This is a genomic window from Pseudomonas shirazica (genome assembly GCF_015168335.1).
Classification (GTDB): Bacteria; Pseudomonadota; Gammaproteobacteria; order Pseudomonadales; family Pseudomonadaceae; genus Aquipseudomonas; species Aquipseudomonas asiatica.
Map to the genome: position 1 here is coordinate 172,903 of NZ_CP063457.1, position 21,017 is coordinate 193,919.

General features: G+C 60.1%; 21 protein-coding genes and 4 pseudogenes. 15 read left to right on the forward strand and 10 right to left on the reverse strand.

The features are described from left to right. Nucleotides 1–7: 7 nt before the first annotated feature. Nucleotides 8–211, forward strand: a pseudogene (locus IMX18_RS27700) (iron chelate uptake ABC transporter family permease subunit); the annotation flags it as partial. Beyond that, nucleotides 205–960, forward strand: a complete 756-nt coding sequence (locus tag IMX18_RS27705) for an ABC transporter ATP-binding protein (RefSeq protein WP_016487051.1) — start codon at nt 205–207, stop codon at nt 958–960. The pseudogene IMX18_RS27700 and the gene IMX18_RS27705, both read left to right, overlap by 7 nt. A 4-nt stretch (nt 961–964) precedes the next feature. Here the strand turns inward: IMX18_RS27705 and IMX18_RS27710 are convergent, their stop codons facing one another. Genes IMX18_RS27710 through IMX18_RS27720 form a run of 3 tightly spaced genes read right to left on the reverse strand, consistent with a single transcriptional unit; the run spans nt 965 to nt 4,436 of the window. Then, entirely contained in the window at nt 965–2,287 is a 1,323-nt protein-coding gene (locus IMX18_RS27710) for an aspartate aminotransferase family protein (RefSeq protein WP_016487050.1), read from the reverse strand. Beyond that, nucleotides 2,284–3,351, reverse strand: coding sequence for a phosphotransferase (locus IMX18_RS27715; protein WP_016487049.1), 1,068 nt, complete (start codon nt 3,349–3,351; stop codon nt 2,284–2,286). The genes IMX18_RS27710 and IMX18_RS27715 overlap by 4 nt, the downstream gene beginning before the upstream one ends. Nucleotides 3,352–3,404: 53 nt before the next feature. Further along, complete coding sequence (locus IMX18_RS27720) at nt 3,405–4,436, reverse strand: ABC transporter substrate-binding protein (RefSeq protein ID WP_016487048.1); 1,032 nt, start codon at nt 4,434–4,436, stop codon at nt 3,405–3,407. A gap of 228 nt (nt 4,437–4,664) precedes the next feature. On the opposite strand from IMX18_RS27720, the gene IMX18_RS27725 reads away from it, so the two are divergent. The 8 genes from IMX18_RS27725 to IMX18_RS27760 all read left to right on the forward strand — a co-directional run bounded on the left by IMX18_RS27725 (nt 4,665) and on the right by IMX18_RS27760 (nt 11,272). Beyond that, nucleotides 4,665–5,399 (forward strand): SDR family NAD(P)-dependent oxidoreductase, encoded by a 735-nt coding sequence (locus IMX18_RS27725; RefSeq protein ID WP_016487047.1) that lies wholly within the window; start codon nt 4,665–4,667, stop codon nt 5,397–5,399. A gap of 69 nt (nt 5,400–5,468) precedes the next feature. Beyond that, nucleotides 5,469–6,146 carry a GntR family transcriptional regulator gene (locus IMX18_RS27730; RefSeq protein ID WP_016487046.1) on the forward strand — a complete coding sequence of 226 codons (678 nt, stop codon included), beginning with the start codon at nt 5,469–5,471 and terminating at the stop codon, nt 6,144–6,146. Nucleotides 6,147–6,227: 81 nt separating this feature from the next. Then, nucleotides 6,228–6,818: a TetR/AcrR family transcriptional regulator gene (locus tag IMX18_RS27735; protein WP_003465041.1), complete on the forward strand. Its 591-nt coding sequence runs from the start codon at nt 6,228–6,230 to the stop codon at nt 6,816–6,818. 90 nt (nt 6,819–6,908) lie between these two features. Next, complete coding sequence (locus IMX18_RS27740; protein ID WP_003465039.1) at nt 6,909–7,610, forward strand: cysteine hydrolase family protein; 702 nt, start codon at nt 6,909–6,911, stop codon at nt 7,608–7,610. A 54-nt stretch (nt 7,611–7,664) separates the two neighbouring features. Continuing rightward, complete coding sequence (locus IMX18_RS27745) at nt 7,665–7,889, forward strand: DUF2798 domain-containing protein (protein WP_003465037.1); 225 nt, start codon at nt 7,665–7,667, stop codon at nt 7,887–7,889. Nucleotides 7,890–8,169: 280 nt separating this feature from the next. Next, the gene (locus tag IMX18_RS27750; RefSeq protein WP_003465034.1) at nt 8,170–9,222 is read left to right on the forward strand and encodes an ABC transporter substrate-binding protein; all 1,053 of its coding nucleotides are present in this window, start codon (nt 8,170–8,172) and stop codon (nt 9,220–9,222) included. Nucleotides 9,223–9,547: 325 nt separating this feature from the next. After that, entirely contained in the window at nt 9,548–10,477 is a 930-nt protein-coding gene (locus IMX18_RS27755) for an ABC transporter permease (protein WP_003465031.1), read from the forward strand. Beyond that, nucleotides 10,478–11,272 carry an ABC transporter permease gene (locus IMX18_RS27760; protein WP_003465028.1) on the forward strand — a complete coding sequence of 265 codons (795 nt, stop codon included), beginning with the start codon at nt 10,478–10,480 and terminating at the stop codon, nt 11,270–11,272. A 349-nt stretch (nt 11,273–11,621) separates the two neighbouring features. Here IMX18_RS27760 and IMX18_RS27765 read toward each other — a convergent pair. Then, nucleotides 11,622–12,152 (reverse strand): annotated as a pseudogene (locus tag IMX18_RS27765) (methyl-accepting chemotaxis protein); the annotation flags it as partial. Nucleotides 12,153–12,243: 91 nt separating this feature from the next. Between IMX18_RS27765 and IMX18_RS27770 the strand changes: the two are divergent. Then, a pseudogene (locus IMX18_RS27770) lies at nt 12,244–13,263 on the forward strand (Tn3 family transposase); the annotation flags it as partial. 236 nt (nt 13,264–13,499) lie between these two features. Further along, on the forward strand, nt 13,500–14,345 hold the full coding sequence (locus IMX18_RS27775) for an AraC family transcriptional regulator (protein WP_003464995.1): 846 nt from the start codon (nt 13,500–13,502) through the stop codon (nt 14,343–14,345). A gap of 29 nt (nt 14,346–14,374) precedes the next feature. Here the strand turns inward: IMX18_RS27775 and IMX18_RS27780 are convergent, their stop codons facing one another. The 3 genes and pseudogenes from IMX18_RS27780 to merR all read right to left on the reverse strand — a co-directional run bounded on the left by IMX18_RS27780 (nt 14,375) and on the right by merR (nt 15,819). Then, nucleotides 14,375–14,893, reverse strand: a complete 519-nt coding sequence (locus IMX18_RS27780) for a YkgB family protein (protein WP_003464991.1) — start codon at nt 14,891–14,893, stop codon at nt 14,375–14,377. Between the two features lie 274 nt (nt 14,894–15,167). Continuing rightward, nucleotides 15,168–15,329, reverse strand: a pseudogene (locus IMX18_RS27785) (MerR family transcriptional regulator); the annotation flags it as partial. A 91-nt stretch (nt 15,330–15,420) separates the two neighbouring features. Then, entirely contained in the window at nt 15,421–15,819 is a 399-nt protein-coding gene (gene merR, locus IMX18_RS27790; protein WP_003089120.1) for a mercury resistance transcriptional regulator MerR, read from the reverse strand. Between the two features lie 74 nt (nt 15,820–15,893). Here merR and IMX18_RS27795 point away from each other — a divergent pair, with 74 nt between their 5' ends. The 3 genes from IMX18_RS27795 to IMX18_RS27805 are packed head-to-tail and all read left to right on the forward strand — an operon-like array spanning nt 15,894 to nt 16,752. Then, a complete protein-coding gene (locus tag IMX18_RS27795) occupies nt 15,894–16,244 on the forward strand; it encodes a mercuric transporter MerT family protein (protein ID WP_003089115.1) in 351 nt (116 codons plus the stop codon). A gap of 12 nt (nt 16,245–16,256) precedes the next feature. Then, complete coding sequence (gene merP / locus IMX18_RS27800) at nt 16,257–16,532, forward strand: mercury resistance system periplasmic binding protein MerP (RefSeq protein ID WP_003150552.1); 276 nt, start codon at nt 16,257–16,259, stop codon at nt 16,530–16,532. Nucleotides 16,533–16,539: 7 nt separating this feature from the next. Continuing rightward, nucleotides 16,540–16,752: a GDCCVxC domain-containing (seleno)protein gene (locus IMX18_RS27805; protein WP_003089113.1), complete on the forward strand. Its 213-nt coding sequence runs from the start codon at nt 16,540–16,542 to the stop codon at nt 16,750–16,752. A 12-nt stretch (nt 16,753–16,764) separates the two neighbouring features. Here IMX18_RS27805 and IMX18_RS27810 read toward each other — a convergent pair whose 3' ends face one another. From IMX18_RS27810 to IMX18_RS27820, 3 genes are all read right to left on the reverse strand, one after another. After that, complete coding sequence (locus IMX18_RS27810) at nt 16,765–19,758, reverse strand: Tn3 family transposase (protein WP_003299771.1); 2,994 nt, start codon at nt 19,756–19,758, stop codon at nt 16,765–16,767. Nucleotides 19,759–19,761: 3 nt separating this feature from the next. Beyond that, a complete protein-coding gene (locus tag IMX18_RS27815) occupies nt 19,762–20,172 on the reverse strand; it encodes a putative toxin-antitoxin system toxin component, PIN family (protein ID WP_003150546.1) in 411 nt (136 codons plus the stop codon). Nucleotides 20,173–20,278: 106 nt separating this feature from the next. Next, a complete protein-coding gene (locus IMX18_RS27820; RefSeq protein ID WP_001067855.1) occupies nt 20,279–20,983 on the reverse strand; it encodes an IS6-like element IS26 family transposase in 705 nt (234 codons plus the stop codon). Nucleotides 20,984–21,017: the final 34 nt, after the last annotated feature.

Sequence of the window (21,017 nt, forward strand, 5' to 3'; positions counted from 1 at the left end):
CCGTTTTCTGAGACGACCCCTGATTGGCGAAGACCAACGTTTCTTCCTGCCGGCCTCGTTGCTCACCGGCGCACTGATCCTGTCGGCGAGTTCGGTGGTCAGCAAAACCCTGATCCCCGGCGCGATTTTCCCCATCGGCGTGGTCACGTCCCTGATCGGCGTACCGTTCTTTATCTCTCTGATTCTCGGCGCAAAGAAAAACTCATGGTAACGATCCAGCTGCAAGACCTCGGCGCCAGCTATGGCCAGCGCACGATCATCAGCGGTGTGACCACCACCGAGTTTGTCGGCGGCCAGGTGGTCGCCGTGGTCGGGCCCAATGCCGCAGGTAAATCGACCCTGTTCAAACGCATGGCAGGGCTGATCGACGGGCCCGGCGAGGTAAAGCTGCAAGGCGCGGAAAAAGGCATGAAAGGCATCAGCTACATGCCCCAGGGCCTCAACGCCAGCGCCCGTTTGACCGTGTACGAATCGGTGCTGCTGGCGCGCAAGCAACTGACACCGGGTTGGGTGGTCCACGATGACGAACTGAAACTGGTCGATGAGATCCTCGACGCCCTGGGCATTACGCCGCTGTCATTCCGCAACCTGGGTGAACTCAGCGGCGGCCAGCAACAACTGGTCTCAATCGCCCAGACGCTGGTGCGCGAACCGCAGATCCTGCTGATGGACGAGCCCACCAGCGCCCTCGACATGCACCGCCAGGTCCAGGTGCTGAACTTCATGCGCGACCTGGCGCGAAAGCGCGAAGTCATCGTGTTCATCGCCATCCATGACCTGAACCAGGCCTTGCGCTTCGCCGATCAGGTGCTGGTCATCGCCGATGGCACCGCTCAGGGCAGCGGCCCGAGCCATGAAGTGATCAACGAGCAGATGCTGCGCGCGGTGTACAAGGTCGAGGCGCGCATCGAACGCTGCAGCCGTGGGCAGCACCATATCCTGATCGACGATATCGTCTGAACCGCTACGGCTGCAGCCCTTCCAGCGCCGTGCCGACCGCTTCCAGTAGCAAGTGCGCATGCTCCTGTTCGAAGGCCAGCAGCGGGCGAATCTTCAGCACGTTTTCCAGCGGCCCGGCAGCACTGATCAATACGCCCTGCTCGCGCATCGCGTTGACCACCTGACGGGTCTGCGTGGCGGCAGGCGCTTTTGTGGCGCGATCGGTCACCAGCTCGACCCCCAGGAACATCCCGGCACCGCGCACATCGCCGATGATCGGGTAACGCTCGGCCAGCTCCCGCAACCCCGTCAACAGACATTCACCCAGGGTGTGCGAGCGCTGCTGCAACTGTTCGTCACGGATGACGTCCAGCACGGCCTGCCCCGCTGCGCAGGACACCGGGTTGCCGCCAAAGGTGTTGAAGTAGCGCATGTTCTGGCCAAAGTGATCGACCACTTGCGCTCGACCGACCAGGCCGGCGATGGGGTGGCCGTTGCCCATCGGCTTGCCCAGGGTCAGGAGGTCGGGGCGCACGTCGTGCCGCTGGAAACCCCACATGTTCAGGCCAGTGCGGGCGAAGCCGGACTGGACTTCATCGGCGATGTACAACAGGCCTTCGGCCTGGGCCAATGCGATCCCTTCGGCGATGCAGCCGGTTGGGCCCGCAAAGACGCCATCGCTGGCGAAAATGCCGTCGAGCAGGATCGCCGCCGGACGAATGCCGTGTTTGCGCAGGTCATCGATGGCCGCACGGACGTCAGCCACGAAGGTCGAGGCCACTTGATCCGCACCCAGCCGATAAGCATCGGGGGCGCGAACGGTGCGCACGTGGGGTGGCAGAACCATGCTCGGGCCGAGCGACGGAGAAAGCTCGGCGATATCACCCGTGACGCCATGATACGCGAAGCGGGTGATGATCACGCCGGTGCCGCCGGTAAACTGTTTGGCGATGCGCAACGCCAGATCGTTGGCCTCGCTGCCGGTGCACGTAAACATGACCCGCTCGAGGTACTCGGGAAAGGTGCCCAGCAGTTGCTCGGCGTAATCGAGCATGCCCTCCTGCAAGTAGCGAGTGTGGGTGTTGAGTTGCCCGGCCTGCCGGCTGATCGCCTCGACCACCCGGGGATGACAATGCCCCACCGACGCCACGTTATTGTAGGCATCCAGATACCGCCGGCCTTGTTCGTCGTACAGCCACACGCCCTCGCCGCGCACCGTGTGCAAGGGGTGTTCGTAGAACAGTCGATAGGCCGGGCCGAGCAACCGTGCCCGGCGTTCGACAAGGCGTTTTTCCTTGTCTGACAGGCGATCGGCATCTTCAGAAGTGAAACCGTTGATCATGCTCATGCGCCAACCTCCTGGGTGCAAGCGGCAAGGATTCTGTCGTGGATCTCGGCGGGTGCCATTGCGGACAATCCCGCCAGGGCATCCTGGGCGCGGTATGAGTTGCGCAGGATGTACTCGCGATTGTCCGGGTGCAGGTCGGCCCGCCAATAATTGATGCACAACGACAACGCCAGGCGTGTGGAGATCAGCACCGGCAGCAGTTGCAATTCTTCGCCGGTGAGGGGATTGACCTGGTGATAGGCGCGGATCATGTCCAGCGCCGGGGCCAGGACGTCGCCCGCCACCCCCAATTGGTACGATGCCGCGACCGCGACCTCGTTGACCAACGGCGCGTGGACCATGTCGCCAAAATCCAGGATGTTGCGCAACACATCGGGCTGATCCGGATCGACGATGATGTTGTGCGGGTTCATGTCGTTATGGATCACCTGGTGGCGCAGCGTGGCGCACTTGCCCAGTACCTGGGATTCGAAGCGGTCCAGGCTGTGTTCGATCCGGTCGCGACGAACGCCCGGCTCGATGTGTTTCAGCCGGGGCCTGAGGCGCTGGGCGTGTTGCATGTCCCACAGCAGGACGTGCCCGGCAGCGGGATGGCTGAAGCCGTCCAGGGCCAGGTCGAACCGGGCGAGCGCTTGGCCCAGGTTCTGCCTGAAATTCACCGATGTGTGGGCGACGCGGTGCAGCGGCAAGCCGTCAACGAAGGACAGGAGACGGACCAACATGCGCTGGCCTTCGATTTCGACCGGCTCCACGAATCGCCCGCCGAGTGATGCAAAGACACGCTGCACCGGCAACGCCGGATCGTTACGCTCGATCTGGAGCATGGCCTGGTTATGGAAGTCCACGACCTGCGGGTTTTCCAATGGATGCGACAACTTGAACAGACGCGACGTACCGTCCGCGAGCATGACCCGGAAATTGAGGTCGCGCTCGCCGCCCAGTTGCTCGAGTTTTCCGCTGATCGCGTAGTGCTGCGCAAGGACCCCAAGGACCTGCCCGTCACTGACACGGGCAGGGGCCGCCTCCAGCAGACAGGGTTGCGCCGATACTTTCTCAAGCGGCATTGTTCATGACTCCTCGCTTCGGTGATGTGGCCTGCTCGCGCAGGCCCCTTGCATTACTTGTTGGCCCAAGCGATGAAACGCTCTTCCAGGTCTTCGCCGTGGTCGATCCAGAACTCGGCATCCGTGGCCCGGGCGTTCTTCAGGTTATCCGGTGAAGTCGGCAGTTTGCTGCCCACCGCCTCATCGACCAGTGCCACGGTTTTGGTGTTGCTTGGCCCATAAGGAATGGCCTCGACAAAGTGCTTCTGCTGAACCGGTGCACTGGCAAACGCGATGAAGTTTTCCGCCAGGGCCTTCTTCGGCGAGCCTTTGACGATGGCCCAGTGATCCAGGTCGTACAGGCTGCCATTCCACTGCATTTCAAACGATTGTCCCTCCGCCTGCGCCGAGGTGACACGCCCGTTATAGGCCGAAGTCATCACCACGTCGCCTGCCGCCAGCCATTGCAACGGCTGCGCGCCGGATTCCCACCACTGGATGTCGGGCTTGATCTGATCCAGTTTGCGGAAGGCCCGCTGCACGCCCTCCTCGGTGCCGAGCAAGGTGTAGACATCTTCCTTGGCCACGCCATCGGCCAACAGGGCGAACTCCAGGGTGAACTTGGCGCCACGGCGCAGGCCGCGCTTGCCGGGGTATTTCTTCACGTCCCAGAAATCCGCCCAGCCCTGTGGCGCGCTGGCGAGTTTTTTCGGGTCGTATGTCAGAACGGTAGACCAGATGAAGATACCCACCCCGCAATCGCTGACGGCGGCCGGGATGAAATCTTCTTTCTTGCCGATGCGCGACCAGTCCAATGGCTCGAACAGGCCTTCGCTACAACCGCGCAACAGCTCGGGGGATTCGACCTCGACCACGTCCCAGCTGGTTTTCCCGGTGTCGGCCATGACCCGGATCTTGGCCATTTCGCCGTTGTAGTCATCGGCCGTGATCGCCACTTTCTTTTCCGAGGTGAAGGGTTTGTAGAAGGCTTTTTCCTGGGCCTGGCGGTTGTTGCCGCCGAAGGACACCACGGTCAGTTTTTCAGCGGCGCTCAAAGGGCCGGCAAGCATTCCAAGCATCAGTACAGTTGCGATTTTGCTGTTCATGCGTCTCTCCGAATTCGCTACGTGCGTGAGCGGCAGCTAAGGGATGGCAGGTGGTTTTTTTGTTTTTGGCAGCAATATTTCGGTCAGCGCCGGGTGTCTTGCACCTGGTGGCCGGCGCACGGCGATGATTCCGAGGCGCAGCTCATTAGTAACATATTTAGAATATGATGCATCATAATTTTTACTGGTATAGTCTCACCACTCCACCCCTTCCTCAGGAGCGCCTGCATGACCGAGCAACGAACCCTCCTCCTCACCGGTGCGAGCCGTGGCATCGGCCATGCCACGGTGAAGCACTTCAACGCTGCGGGCTGGCGCGTGTTTACGGCCTCGCGACAGAACTGGACCGAAGGCTGCCCCTGGGCTGAAGGCGAGTTGAACCACATCCACCTGGACCTGGAAGACATCGACGAAGTGCGCCGCAGCCTGCCATTGATCCGGGAGAAACTCGGCGGACGCCTCGATGCCCTGGTGAACAACGCCGGCATTTCACCCAAAGGCGAAGCCGGCGCACGATTGGGCGTGCTGGAATCCGATTACGCCACCTGGCTCAGCGTGTTCAACGTCAACCTGTTTTCCACGGCGTTACTGGCCCAAGGGCTGTTCGATGAGCTCAAGGCGGCGCAAGGCTCGGTGATCAACGTCACCTCGATTGCAGGTTCCAGGGTGCACCCGTTTGCCGGGGTCGCCTACGCCTGCTCGAAAGCTGCACTGGCCGCACTGACGCGGGAAATGGCCCATGATTTCGGGCCACACGGTGTGCGGGTCAATGCGATTGCACCGGGTGAGATCGAGACGTCGATCCTGTCTGCCGGGACCGAACTGATCGTCGATCAGCAGATCCCCATGCACCGCTTGGGCAAGCCGGAAGAAGTCGCATCCCTGGTGCATTTCCTCTGCACCCGAGGCGCGTCGTACATCAACGGTTCGGAGATTCATGTCAACGGTGGTCAGCACGTCTGAAATAATCTGGAAATCCCGGCCGGAAACTTCCATCATTCGGGCCGGGCATCCGCCGCAGATGAGCGATCAATGAGCAACCCCTACCCTATTCAAACCCTCAATCACTCTTACCTGGGCAGTGGCATCTACGAGTTGCTGCGCGAGGCACTGATCACCGGGCGTTTCCAGCCCGATGACCGCCTGCGCATCCGCGACCTGGCCGAACAACTGGGCACCAGCGTCACACCGGTGCGCGACGCGATCCTGCAACTGGCCAAGGAACAGGCGCTGATCCTCAAGACCCCGCGTGACATCCGCGTACCCATCCTCACCGCCGCGCAATACGGCGAGATCCGCAGCATCCGCCTGGCGCTTGAAGGCCTGGCTGCGGAGACGGCCGCCGCGCTGGTGACCGACAGCGAACTCGCAGACCTGCAAGCCTGCATCGAAAACAACATCGCCGCGATCAACGCCCAGGACTTGCAAGCCGCTCTCAAGTGCAATCAGCAATTTCACTACGCGCTGACCACCATCGCGCGCATGCCGGTGCTGGCGGGTTTGCTCGATAGCCTGTGGATGCGCACCGGCCCACTGATCGCCCGTGCCTATGGCAACTTCAACGAGCGCATGGCCATCGACCATCACTGGGAAGTGCTCGACGCACTCAAGCGCCGCGATGGCGCGGCGGCACGGGCGGCCATCTGCCGTGACATTCTCGATGGCAACGAGAAGATGCTCGAGTACATCGAGATGGCGCAGGCGGACTGATTGGCAGTCAATTCGACTGTTGACGAAACATAGATGACCAGTTAGTTTATTAAAACTTTCTCATCACTGGATGTCTCTGTCATGGCTCGCCCGGTCAACCTCGAAGTCAGATCCCGTTTGCTGTCGATTGGCCGCCAGGTGGTTCACAACCGTGGCTTCAACGGCTGCGGCGTCCAGGACATCACCGCCGCTGCCGAGATTCCCAAGGGCTCTTTCTACAACTACTTCGCCAGCAAGGAAGACTTCGCGGCAGAGATCCTCGAGGAATACTGGACCTCGATCGAAACCCGCCACGGGCCGATCTTCTACGACGCCCGGGTCAAGCCGCTGGAGCGCATCGGCCAGTTCTTCCAGGCCCTGGTGCTCGAGCACGGCGAGCATGAATACAGCCTGGGTTGCCTGATTGGCAACCTGTCCCTGGAAATGTCCAATGGCAGCGAACAAACCCGCAAGCGTCTGGCCGATGTGCTGGCGCGCTGGGAAGGTTTGCTCGCGAGCTGCCTGCGTGAAGCGCAGCAGCGCCGCGAACTCTCTGAAACTCACGACGCCGAAGCGCTGGCCAGTGTCATCGTCGAAGGCTGGGAAGGTGCGGTCATGCGCGGCAAGGTCCTGCGCGACGGTGCACCTCTGCAGCGTTTCGTATCGATGGTCTTGCCTCGGCTATTGGAGTGAGTTTTTTTTCCTCATTAATAAGACGACTGGTCATTTATATAAAGCAACATTCACGTCTCATCCACGCAAGCACCCAAGAGGTAAATCGTCATGAGCCATCTGTACGCCGACCCCGCCGAACCCGCACTGCCTGCCACTGGTTTCAAGCTCGACCTGAGCAAAGCCGCCCTGGTGGTCATCGACCCACAGAACGACTTCCTCAGCCCTGCCGGCGCCAGTTGGGCGGTGTTCGGTGAGAGCATCGTCGAGAACAACACCGTCGAAAACCTGGAAAAACTGTTCAAGGCCTTCAAGGCTCACGACCTGCCCGTGGCCGTGTCGCCACACTATTACTACCCGCACGACCACGACTGGCATTTTGGCGGTCCGCTGGAAAAGGTCATGCACAGCATCTGCATGTTCGATCGCAAGGGACCGAACACCCTGGAAAACTTCGAAGGCTCCGGCGCCGATTTCCTCGAGATCTACAAGCCGTACATTCTCGACGGCGAGACCATCATCGCCTCGCCGCACAAGGTCTACGGCCCGGAAACCAACGACCTGGCGCTGCAATTGCGCAAGAAAGGCGTGTCGCAGATCATCCTCGCCGGCATGGCGGCCAACCTTTGCGTGGAATCACACCTGCGCGAACTGCTCGAACAGGGCTTTGAAATAGTCGTGGTACGCGACGCCACCGCCGGCCCGCGCCTGCCGGATGGCGACGGCTACCTGGCGGCCATCATCAATTACCGCTTCCTCGCCCACGGGCTGTGGACCACCGAAGAGACTATCGCGCAACTGCAACCGGCTTGATCGTGCCCGAGCGGCCGGGCATCGCGCCCCCCCGCTCTTTCTCGAGAACCCCCGATGAAAATCCCCGCCCGTTATGAGCATTTCGTTTTCGGCGTCGTTCAATCCGGCCTGACCTGCGCGGTCGCGGCCGCCATCGCCACCACACCCCATGCGCTCGACCTGGCCTTTGCCGGCCGCTGGTTGAACGCGTGGGCGCTGTCGTGGGTATCGATGTTGCCGGTGGTGGTGCTGGCGGCGCCGATGATTCGGCGCGTGGTGAGGCGGATGACGGTGGGCTGAATGACTTGGCTATGACTCACCCAACACACCGCCATCGCGAGCATGCTCGCTCCTACCGGGGGCTTCGGGGCTGCTCGCGACAGGCGCGCAAGCCCGCACCCGACGCACGAAATACTGTGCCCGTTCGCATTTTCGCAATAAACCACTTTTCATCCGCGCATTTGTAGCCGCTTCGTTCACGGACAAGCCGGTACATTAGACCTCCATGGTCCCGCAGAGCGACCGACAACAAAACCTACAGCTCGCCCAAGAAAATCTGCCAACCATTCGGAGTCTTTCCATGAGCACATTGCGCACTACAGCTTTCCAACTCGCGAGTCTGGCCCTGTTCATCGGTAGCGCCACCCAGGCCATGGCCGAGGACATCACGTTCGTATCCCAGGGCGGTGCTTATCAGGAAGCCCAGAGCAAGGCGATCCTGGAGCCTGCGGCGAAAAAGCTCGGTCTGACGCTCAAACAGGACAGCTCGCCCAAGGCCTACCCGATCATCAAGACCCAGGTCGAGAGCGGCAAGGTCACCTGGGACGTGGTGGACCTGCCCACTGGCGACTGCATCCGTGGCGAAGCCGAAGGGCTGTTCGAGAAGCTCGACCTTGCGCTGATTCCCAATGCCGCGCAAATACCCGACAGCCTCAAGGACGAATACAGCGTCGGCTACATCAGCTACTCCACGGTGCTGGCGTATCGCACGGACGCGTTCAAAGGCGCGGACGTACCCAAGACCTGGGCCGACTTCTGGGACACCAAAAAATACCCGGGCCAGCGCTCCCTACGTAACCTGCCACGTCCAACCCTGGAAATCGCGCTGCTGGCCGATGGCGTGCCGATGGACAAGCTCTATCCGCTGGACGTCGATCGCGCCTTCCGCAAGCTTGAGCAGATCAAGCCCGACATCGCCACCTGGTGGACGTCCGGCGGGCAGTCGGCGCAGCTGATCAGCGACGGCGAAGTGGACATGATCCAGGCCTGGAACGGCCGTATCACCGCCGTACAGGCCGCCGGCGCACCCGTGGCATTCGACTACAACCAGGGTGTGCTGGAAACCAACTCGTTGTGCGTCCTCAAAGGCTCGCCGCACAAGGTGGCCGCCATGAAATTCGTCAACGAGGCCATCGATGCCAAACTGCAAGCGGCGTTGCCGATGATCATCGACTACGGCCCGCTCAACCCCGAAGCCTTCAAGACCGGGGTAATCCCGGCCGAGCGCGAGGCCAAGCTGCCTTCCGCACCCGGCAACATCTCGCGCCAGGCCCTGCTCTCGGCGCAATGGTGGGCCTCCGAAGCCGGGGTCAAGGCCGAAGAACGCTGGTTGTCCTTCGTCCAGAAAAAATAGCCATCGGCCGTTGCTGCGCCGCAGGCCAGAGGCCTCGGCGCAGGACATGCCGTCTGCCCCCGCGATTTCGACATAAAGCGCTTGCGCACCGGTCAATTGCGTCCACTTCATTCGTTGGCATCCCGGTACATTAGGCCTGAGGGTCCCGCAGAGTGACCTGTGCAGACAACTCGCGCTCGCCTCAAGTACCTGCCCACCATTGGGAGTTCTTCACATGACATTACCCGAGCACCGCACCCTGCTGTCCGCCAGGACGACTGCCACCGCCAGCGCTACCCGTCAGTGCTGGATACCCTCCAGCACTGCGCAGTGACGAGAGGTCATCATGTCCAACGCCTATCTCGCCAAATCCATGCCCGACTCCAGCGACCAGCAGCACCAGCCGCCCATGACCAGCGAAGACGCCCTGGCCCGTGAAGAACGCAAGGAGCACACCTCCATGCTGTTGCTGCTCACCCCGGCGCTGGTCATGGTCGTGGTGCTGTTGATCATGCCGCTGTGCTGGCTGGCCTTTCAGTCGGTCCAGACCGAGGAAGGGTTTTCCCTGGCCAACTACATCCGGATTTTCCAGGAAAGCATTTACTGGGACACCTTCGCCCTGACCTTCAAGATCAGTTTCCTGGTGACGATCCTGTCGATCGTCATGGGCTTCCCCATTGCCTACGCCGCTTCGCGCCTGCAGGGTTTCTGGGCCAACCTGATTCTGATCTGCGTGATCCTGCCGTTCTGGACCAGCGTGCTGGTGCGGGCCTATGCCTGGCTGGTGCTCCTGCAACGCCGCGGACTGGTCAATCAGACGCTGATGGACCTTGGCATCATCGACCAACCCCTGACGCTGATGCACAACACCACTGGCACGGTAATCGGCACCCTGCACGTCATGCTGCCCTTTATGGTCCTGCCGCTGTATTCGGTGATGAAAAAAATCCCCCAGGACCTCATGCAAGCGTCCGAGAGCCTTGGCGCCAAACCCTTCTACACCTTCCGCCGGGTCTTCCTGCCGATGGCAGCGCCGGGGGTCATGGCCGGTTCCATCCTGGTGTTCGTCATCTGCCTAGGCTTCTTCATCACCCCGGAACTGCTCGGCGGTGGCCGCACGATCCTGGTGTCGATGCTGGTGCAACGCAACGTCGAGCTCTATCACGCCTGGGGCGCAGCCAGCGCAGTCGGCCTGGTGCTGCTGTTTGTGGTGTTCCTGATCTTCTGGGGCATCAATCGCTTCATCCCCATCGAACGCATCCTGGGAGCGCGCTAAATGAACCTGCTTGCCAACCTGCGTCACCTTCGCCTGTCCCACGTGCTGTTCACGGTGCTGGTCGCGGCGATCCTGCTGTACCTGATCATCCCGGTGCTGATCGTGGTACCCATGTCGTTCTCCGAGGCGCGCTTCCTGCAATTCCCTCCCAAGCAATGGTCCTTCCACTGGTACGAGGCGTTCTTCAACAGCGTGGAGTGGATGTCGGCGGCGCGGGTCAGTCTGATCACGGCATTTTTCACCATGGCCATCAGCCTGCCGATTGGTATGGCGGCCGCCTACGCCATCAACAACTCCAGCCTGAAGGTGGTGCGTACGCTGCAGATCATCCTGCTGCTGCCGATGATGGTGCCCATCATCCTGATCGCCGCCGGCGTGTTCTTCGTTTACGCCCGGGTCGGCCTGATCAGCACGCTGACCGGCCTGGTGCTGGCGCACATCATGCTCGCCTTGCCCTACGTGATCATCGCGCTGCTGGCCGGTCTGCGTAACTTCGACATGTCCCAGGAAATGGTGGCGCGCAGCCTGGGCATGAACCGCTTTCGCGCCTTCATGGCCGTGACCCTGCCGCAGATCAAGCCCAGTGTGGTCTCGGCGACACTGTTCGCCTTCATCACCTCGCTGGATGAAACTGTGGTGGCGCTGTTCATCTCCGGCGGCGACAACCAGACTCTGACCAAGCGCATGTTCACGGCGCTGCGCGACGAGATCGATCCGACCATTGCCGCTATCAGTTCGATCCTGATCCTGGCGTCGCTGATCCTGGTGGTGATTGCCGGTCGCAACAAACAATAACCAACAACGCACTCCCCCTCTGCAAACACACTTGCCCGCCATTGCGGGCAAGTGTGTTTTTGCGTCCTGACCACGCACGCCCATGCCGACGTGCAGCCCAGCACAGCCTGCCGTCACACGGCTTAATTCAGCATCTATCACCCGTGTCCAGGCCCATCTCGGGGGAACCGCAGAATTCGGAAAAAATCGTACGCTAAGCTAACGGTGTTCTCGTGACAGCTCTTTGACTAGGCTTTCTAAGGCCATTCTGATAGCCCTGACTTCCTGAAAAGCCATGGCTAAAATTTGTGCGGCTAAAAGGGATAACCGATGGTAAAGTAAGTTATCCCTGTCGAGATACTGAAAAGCGTTATCCTCGTTTTTCCCAAAACTGTTTTGCCAGTTCGCTCAGAGCGCTAGTTAACTGAGCGACAGATTTCGCACTTTGCAAATTATTCTGCCCGGTCTGTACATTGGTATCAGCAGCATCGCGTATATTGATAATACTGCGGTTTATGTCTTCACTTACTGCTCCCTGCTGCTCGACCGCAGTCGCTATTTGCGCGTTCATGTCGGTAATTTCGTTAACGCGTTGGCCAATTCCATCAAGAGCTGTAGCTGCTTCCTCTGCGTGAGCTACACTCGTGTGCGCTTGCCGACTACTTTGCTCCATGACTGTAACAGCGGATTGCGCTCGCTCTTGTAGAGCGCTGATCATGCTTTGAATATCCGTTGTCGATTGCTGTGTGCGAGCAGCAAGACTGCGAACCTCATCGGCGACAACAGCAAAACCACGCCCCTGCTCACCAGCACGCGCGGCCTCAATTGCTGCGTTGAGTGCCAACAAATTCGTTTGCTCGGCGATCCCTCGTATAACGTCAAGAACTTTTGATATCTCGTTACTTTGACCTTCAAGCTCATGAATAACCTGAGCGGCTTGCCTAATTTCACCTTCAAGGGCAATGATTGACTGGCTTGTGTGGGCTAATGTGGCCAACGATTGCATCAGCAACGCCATCGCCGCACTGCCGATCTTCCCGCATTACTCGTTCGACCTCGATTCGTTGTACGGTGCCGTTGATGGGCAGAAATTCGGCGTCGAGCGACCAACTGTGAAGGCGCGCTACTCGCGCAAATATTTCGGCCGCGGCAAGGGCGTCGTCGCCTACACGCTGCTGTGCAATCACGTGCCGTTGAACGGCTACCTGATAGGCGCACACGAGTACGAGGCTCACCACGTGTTCGACATCTGGTACCGCAACACGTCGGACATCGTGCCGAGCGCGATCACCGGCGACATGCACAGCATCAACAAGGCCAACTTCGCCATCCTGCACTGGTTCGGACTTCGTTTCGAGCCGCGCTTCACCGACCTCGACGACCAGTTGCAGGAGCTGTATTGCGCCGATGATCTGGCATTGTACGAGAAATGCCTGATCCGGCCGGCTGGCCAGATCGACCGGCAACTCATCGTCGGTGAGAAGGCGAACATCGACCGAATCGTCGCCACACTGGGCCTGAAGGAAATGACGCAGGGCACGCTGATCCGCAAGCTGTGCACCTATACGGCGCCGAACCCGACGCGGCGCGCAATCTTCGAGTTCGACAAGCTCATCCGCAGTATCTACACACTGCGCTACCTGCGCGACCCGCAACTGGAGCGTAATGTTCACCGCTCGCAGAACCGCATTGAGTCCTATCACCAGCTACGCTCGACCATCGCCCAAGTCGGTGGGAAGAAGGAATTGACCGGCCGCACCGACATCGAAATCGAGATCAGCAACCAGTGCGCCAGGCTGATCGGCAACGCGATCATCTTCTACAACTCGGCGATCCTGTCCCTGCTGCTGACGAAGTACGAGGCAGCTGGCAATGCCAAGGCGCTGGCGTTGATCACGCAGATGTCGCCAGCGGCCTGGCGGCACATCCTGCTGAACGGGCATTACACCTTCCAGACTGACGGCAAGTTCATCGACCTGGATGCGCTCGTGGCGGGACTGGAGCTGGGCTGACGGAAATTTCTGGGATTCCGGCGTACAACCCCGTAAAATAGAAGAGTGAGCACTTGATTTGCTGGTGCTTTCAAACAACGGTGTTGTTTTTTTAACAGCCGAACTGGAAAGGGAGGCTGAGCTGCTCAGTGATCACTTTATCCGTTGGCTGATTTACGCCGGCATGTTCGCTACAGGCACTGAACGACAACGCAGATGGTATGGTCTGTGCGTTCTGACTCGTCAAGGATCGGCCAATGGATCGTTTGTCTAATTTGCTCTCGCGGTTCGGCGTGCGGGCCAATCTGTTCTATGACGGCGACCTATGCGGCTCTGCATCTTACGATGGCGCCGAGCGGCGAGGTTATATCCATCTGCTTCAGGCCGGCAGCGTGACGTTGCTTGGTCCCGATCGCAAGGATTTGCAGCTCACTCGCCCTAGCTTGATTTTTATGCCACGCCCCGCCAAGCATCAATTGTTTGCGGGTGAGTCCGATGGCGCAAAGTTGTTGTGTGCTTCCATGGAGTTTGAGGGCGGAATTGATAATCCTTTGTCGGCTTCATTACCGGACTGTTTGGTGCTCGCACTCGATGATCTGCCCATGCTGGCAGACACGTTGGAGTGGATGTTTGCCGAGGCGGCAAATGTGCATTGTGGAAGGGAAGCCGCGCTTGAGCGCTTATTTGAGCTCCTAATCATTCTGTTGCTCCGTTACCTGCTCGATCATCACCAGTTGCGCACCGGAATGATGGCTGGACTGGCCGACATGCGGCTTGCCCGATCGCTTTTACAGATGCACAACTCCCCGGAACATGCCTGGTCAATAGCAGAGCTGGCCAGTGAGTCAAATATGTCACGCGCTGCGTATGCCGTGCATTTCAAGAGTGTCATCGGACAGACGCCTGCTGATTATTTGTTGAGTTGGCGAGTTAGCCTGGCTCAGAAGCTGATGCGAGAAGGGCGCTCGATTACGCTGATTGCAGCTCAAGTCGGCTACGAAAGTCCTTCGGCGCTGTCTCGCGCATTTAGACGCAAGACGGGGTTGAGCCCTCGTGACTGGTTGAAAGATCTGGCGGGGGAAAATGATGGCAAAAAGGCCTAAGGCATTACTGCCTTAAGCCATTGAAAAAATTATGCATTAATTTTACGTTTTTCCAGTTCAACCAGCGAATGGCCTGCCACAAATATCGAAACAGCAAGCAACCCTAAGTCTTTAAGCAGAAACTGACCTGGCGCAACGGAAATCGCCGGAAACCCTAAACTAGGCTCAATGACGCCCGGAGTGGAAAACATAAAGCTAAGGGTTGTGAAGAACAGGCCTGCAGACAGAGCGCCTCCTACCACGGATAGTTTGGGCGACAGCATGCGGCCTGCGATCAGAGTGCCGATCGAAATCTCTAGTATGCCGAGCAGGCTGGAGAACATGTCGACCGAAAAAATGCTATACACCCATCCCAAAAGCGGGCTGTTGCTCACCAGTGGAACCAGGCCCTCGGCCTCGTAGTGGGTAAATTTCATGCCGCCGAACCAGAAGTAAATAATAGCGAGAGCCAAGTACGCGCCATAGATACCTAGCCCCATAGTTTTGGTTCCAAGCGTTAAGTGGGCCTGTACGCTGGACTTCGAGTTTTCAATGCCTATGGTTTTCATGTCTGAGCTTCCAGTAGTGAGTGAGAGTGTGTTGGCTGCCGAACGCCGTATGCGTTGGCGATGAGATTATTATGGCTGGCATCTCTAATCAAGAGGCATCAGAAAGTATTGATTTCAGTGCAGATCGTCTTGGGCGGTGCAATTCGCGATGAAGGGATCGCCGTGGAGAGCGATGAGTGCACTATTTCGATAAAGGAGTCGTTTTACATAGGTCGATGAAGGAGTCGCCTCAGAAAACGGAAAATAAAGCACGCTAAGGCGTAGTTCCCTCGGGCTACACCGCGTCCGCACTGCGCGGTTCTTTCTTCCCTTGCAGTGACGCAATCAGCGGGCAGGAAACGTTCCCCTTCCGCGCATGGCAGGCGCACACCAAATCAGACAGCACGGCCTCCATGCGCGCCAGGTCAGCCATCCTCTCGCGCACGTCCTTGAGCTTGGGGTTTGGGGAGCAATGGAACCAAAAACCAACGTAAGCTCTGAATCCCACCGTAAAGGGGCTTTCCGATCTCCAGCTCACCCGCCAGGCATTACTCTCTGATCAGTGCCTCGATGATCGGGCAGATCGTTCCGCCGTCTCCCGCATCACATTGCTGCACCAGTTCGCCTAACAGTTGCTGCATGACGACCAAGTCGGCCATCTTCTGCTCGATCAACGCGAGCTTGCGTGCAGCCCGTGCTCGCGTTTCGGCACAGGCGCACGACTCATCCAGCGTCAGCAGTCCACCGACTTCCGAGAGCGTGAAACCCAGCGCCTGAGCCCGCTTGATGAAACGCAGTCGCTTCACCATGTCCACCGGATAGCGCCGATGGCCACCCAAGGGTTTGGCTGGTTCATCCAGCAGCCCGCGTCGCTGGTAGTAGCGGATCGTCTCGACGTTCACCCCGGCGGCGTCTGCCAGCTTGCCAATGGTCAGCTCTGTGGCCATCACTTTCTCCTTGATTCCGTACTTTGGTACGGAGTTTAGAATAGCACCTAGGCAATCAGGCTCAGGAGATGGGAATGGGGATGCAACTCACCGGGAAAGGCTCGCTGGTCGCGAGTTCGCTGACCGCCATCGGTGCGTCGGTGTGCTGTGTCGGGCCACTGGTGCTGTTGGCACTCGGTGTCGGCGGTACGTGGGTGGGCGCTCTGACCATGATGGAGCCACTACGCCCCCTCTTCATCGGGTTGACTCTACTGTTCCTGGGATTGGCATTCCGCAAGCTCTACCTGGTGCCACAGGTTTGTACGCCAGGTACACCCTGCGCCGATCCGCGCACGCTCGTGCGACAGCGACTCGTGTTCTGGATCGTCAGCGTGCTGCTGCTCGGCCTATTGGCCGTGCCGTGGCTCGCCCCGCTGTTCTACTGAAGGAGATTAACCATGCGCAAACTGCTGATCGCCGTGCTTTTCGCCTTGCCCTTCGTGGCGCTGGCGGCTCCCCCGAAAACCGTCACGCTCGACGTGCAGAACATGACGTGCGGACTCTGTCCGATCACGGTCAAGAAGTCGCTGGAGAAGGTGTCCGGCGTGAGTGACGTCCAGGTCAATTTCGACCAGAAGACGGCGACCGTCACCTACGATCCCGATAAGGCCCAGCCCGAGGCACTGACTGAGGCGACCGCGAACGCGGGATACCCCTCCACAGTGCAGAAGTGAGGTCACGATGAGCGCCATTGTCCTTGAGTCCGTGCTGACTTGCCCGCGCTGCGGCTTCGCCAAGCCGGAAACCATGCCCACGGACGCCTGCCAGTTCTATTACGAGTGCAGCAACTGCAAGGCGCTGCTGCGCCCCAACCCAGGGGATTGCTGCGTTTTCTGTTCGTTCGGCTCGGTGAAGTGCCCGCCGATCCAGCAGCAGCTTGGGTGTTGCTCATAGCGTTTAGGGGGATCACAGGTCGTCGTCTGGATTACGCAGTGGCCGCAGCTCGCCGCGCGCAACTTCTTCCGGTACCGCAAAGGAATACCGCCCGAGCATGTTGATGTGCTCGTAGATCAGCGGCGATAGCCGGGCCAAATCCTCTTCCAGCACTGGATAGCCGTGCTGCTTGAGCCGTTCCACGGCCGCCGTCATGTAGAGGGTGTTCCACAGCACGATGATGTTCACCACCAGGCCCAGAGCACCGAGCTGGTCTTCCTGGCCTTCGCGGTAGCGCTGGCGGAGCTCGCCGCGTTTGCCGTGGAACACGGCGCGGGCCAGGCTGTGCCGGCCTTCGCCTCGGTTCAACTGGGTCAGGGTGGCGCGGCGCTTGGACTCGTCGTCGATATAGGTCAACGTGTGCAGAGTCTTTTCGATCCGCCCGAATTCGGCCAGCGCCTGGGCCAGCCGGGTGGGTCTATCTCCCGTTTGCAGCGTGCGCATGATGCCAGTCGCCGGCACCCGGCCGAGTTTGAGCGAGCCGGCCAGGCGCAGCAGGTCGTCCCAGTGCTCGGCGATCAGGTCGAGTTTGACCGACTGGCGGGCCAGCCCGTTGAGCTTGCCGTAGTCCGCGTCCGGGCGCGTGCGCCAGAAGCGGGTACCGCCGACATCGGCCAGCCGCGGACTGAAGTGGTAGCCAAGTAGGCGGAAGAGCCCGAACACCACATCGCTGTAGGCCCCGGTGTCGGTCATGATTTGCGTCGGCTGCAACTCGGTCTGCTGTTCCAGCACGACCGCCAGCAACACCAGGCTGTCGCGCAGCGTGCCGGGCACGGTGATGGCGTTGAGGCCGGAGAATTGGTCGGAAATCAGGTTGTACCAGGTGACACCCCGGCCGGTGCCGAAATACTTCGGATTGGGGCCGGCATGCACGGTGCGCACCGGTACCACGAAGCGCATGCCATCGGCGGAGGCGACCTCGCCGCCACCCCAGACTTGGGCCAGTTCCAGTTGGCTTTGCGCTCCGACCAGGATGGCGTTAGCCGCTGACAGGGTGTCGTCGCGGATATAATTCTGGCTGACCCAGGACAGCCGGTCACGGCGCAGCGCCGGGTTGTCGGTGCGGATCAAGGGCTCCAGGCCGGTGTTGCAGGCCCCGCCCAACAGCACCGCGCAGAGGCTGGTGACCAGGTTGTCGGCGCGTGCATTGCGTTCGGAGACATGGGTGAAGGCCTCGGAAAAGCCAGTGCGGGCGGCGATTTCCAAGAGGATTTCCGGCAGATCGACACGCGGCATCAGGTCAGACACGGCCGCCCGCAGTTGCAGCAACGAGCAGGGCTCGTCCAGCTTGTCCAGCGCCCCGAGCGACAGTTCGGTCTTGCCCTCGGTGTTCTCGCTCAGTTGAATCGCCGGGTTGTCGGGCAGGCGCGCGGCTACTGCCAGCCAGGTTGCATCCAGCTCGACGGACAAGGCGTCCAGGGTGGTTTTGGCGTCGATGGTCAGGCCCAGTGACCGGCAGATGATCGGTCGCGCCGCCAGCCATTCGGCACCGTCGAGCAGGCCAAGACGCGGGTCGGCATAGCGCCAACTGGGCGAGACGAAGACATCGCGGCGGCGCAGGGCCGTGCGCAGCGCATCGAGCGTGCAGAACACATAGGCACCCATGTCGAGGGAGCCATCTTCGCGGGTGATGTGCTTCTGCCAAGCCTTGGCCACGATCTCCTGCGGCGCGTCATCCTCTGGCTTCCGGCGCGGCAGGTTCAGTTGCAGCCACTCCAGACTAGCCGCCACGCCCTTGCCGGCCGGGCTGAAGCCGAAGCGGATGTGCTTGAGCAGGTCGGGCAGGAAGCGGCGCACGCTGCGGTAGCGCGCTTCCAATGCAAGAAAATAGACGTCATCTACCGGGCGGATCAGCGCGTTGACCTCTTCCAGGGCCTTTTCCAGGGTGGTCCTCGGCAGGTCGTTGAACAGCCGGGCGCGCACGTTGTCATCGCTGATCGAGCTGTCCAGCACGACCTTGCACGCGGCGGCGAGCGTCGCGGCCGACCGATCCAGGTCTTTCAGGCTGCGCATGCGGGCTTTCTTGTCGGCCTTCTCCGCGTTGCTGAACAGGTCGCGCAGCAAGGCCTCCAGGACTTCCAGTGCGTCGTCGTGCGCAGTCGCCTCCAGGCAGAGTGCGAAGGCCACCAGTGTCGCCATCCGCCGCGACGCCGGCAGCCGATTAATCGCGGTGACCTTGGCCGTGTTGGCGAAGCGGGCCAGGGCGGCGATACGGCTGGGAGGGATGTGCGCCGCCGCCGGCAAGGTGATGCCGATGCCGCGCACGTCATCGAGCCGGCGCAGTGCCCGAATCAACGCGGGGCCACTGACCATGACCGGGCCGGAGCGCAATTGATCCAGCCGGGAGCTGCGGTTGCCTTCGGCCACCGTCAGCAAGTCTTGCAGTTGCAATCGCTGTTCCTCAGTCACGCTGCGGCCCAGCGTAAACCAGAGGCGTTCTTCGACCCGACTGCGCAACTGGGCGATAAAGCGCTCTAGTTGAGACACACCAGGCAGGAGGACTTTCTGTGTGAACAGCCACGAGGTGGCTCGCTCAAACAGCACTCCCGGCCGGTCGGTGCCCGTCCAGCAGAGGGCATACAGCCAGCGGCTCAAGCGAAAGCCGATGCCCGGATCGGTGAAATGACGATAGCCAAAGCGGTTCTGAATATCGGTGGCATGTATCCAGCGGCGATGATCGCTATAGCGCTGGAGGCAGTCGGGGTCTGGAATCGCCAGTTGTCGGCAAAGCACCTGCAGGACTTCCACCGGCACGGCGGCGGGCTTGTCCGGCAGAACGCCAACGAAGCGGACGGTGGTCAGCAGAACGGCATAACCCAGACGGTTATGGTTACCCCGCAGCACCTGGATGGCTTCACGGTCTTCATCGCTCAGGTGGAAGTAACGTTCCAGCTCTTCACGGCTGGGCGAATCAACATAGCGGCCAAAACCGTCGCGTTGCTCTTGAGTCAGAAAACCGACCGGCATTGATCACAGCACCTCGACGCAGAACACGGCGGGCGTGACGATCCGCGTGCGTTCGATGTGCCCGCGTTGCAGCAGGCCGGCGCGGCGATCACCGGTTACCAGGTAGTCCGCATCGCCCGCCAAGGCCATGGCCAGCAAAAACGAGTCATCCGGATCATCGGCTTCGACCTCGATGGTCAGGCGCTCCAGTACCACAGCCCGTTGCAGGTTATTGATCATGGCGCCCACCTTGGCGGGCTGTAGGATGGCCTGAAGCTTGGGATAGCGGCTGGCTCGACGAATTTCATCGAGTTGCATCCGCGAGGTCACCACCTCGAAACGCGCCGCCCGCCAGGCACGGTAGATCGCATCGGGCGCGCCATGTGGCGAGATCAGGGCGCTGAACAGGATGTTGGTATCCAACACGACCCGCATCAGCGCTTACGTGCCCAGTCGAGCGCTTCGTCAACCGCGTTGGTCAATTCTGCCGGCACTGTTGCAAAGTTAGCGATGAGGCAGCCTTTTGTCTTATTCAAAGGCCTTACATTTCAAAAACTCTGCTTACCAGGCGCATTTCGCCCAGGGGATCACCATAATAAAATGCTGAGGCCTGGCCTTTGCGTAGTGCACGCATCACCTCAATACCTTTGATGGTGGCGTAAGCCGTCTTCATGGATTTAAATCCCAGCGTGGCGCCGATTATCCGTTTCAGTTTGCCATGATCGCATTCAATCACGTTGTTCCGGTACTTAATCTGTCGGTGTTCAACGTCAGACGGGCACCGGCCTTCGCGTTTGAGCAGAGCAAGCGCGCGACCATAGGCGGGCGCTTTATCCGTGTTGATGAATCGCGGGATCTGCCACTTCTTCACGTTGTTGAGGATTTTACCCAGAAACCGGTATGCAGCTTTGCTGTTACGACGGGAGGAGAGATAAAAATCGACAGTGCGGCCCCGGCTGTCGACGGCCCGGTACAGATACGCCCAGCGGCCATTGACCTTCACGTAGGTTTCATCCATGTGCCACGGGCAAAGATCGGAAGGGTTACGCCAGTACCAGCGCAGCCGTTTTTCCATTTCAGGCGCATAACGCTGAACCCAGCGGTAAATCGTGGAGTGATCGACATTCACTCCGCGTTCAGCCAGCATCTCCTGCAGCTCACGGTAACTGATGCCGTATTTGCAGTACCAGCGTACGGCCCACAGAATGATGTCACGCTGAAAATGCCGGCCTTTGAATGGGTTCATGTGCAGCTCCATCAGCAAAAGGGGATGATAAGTT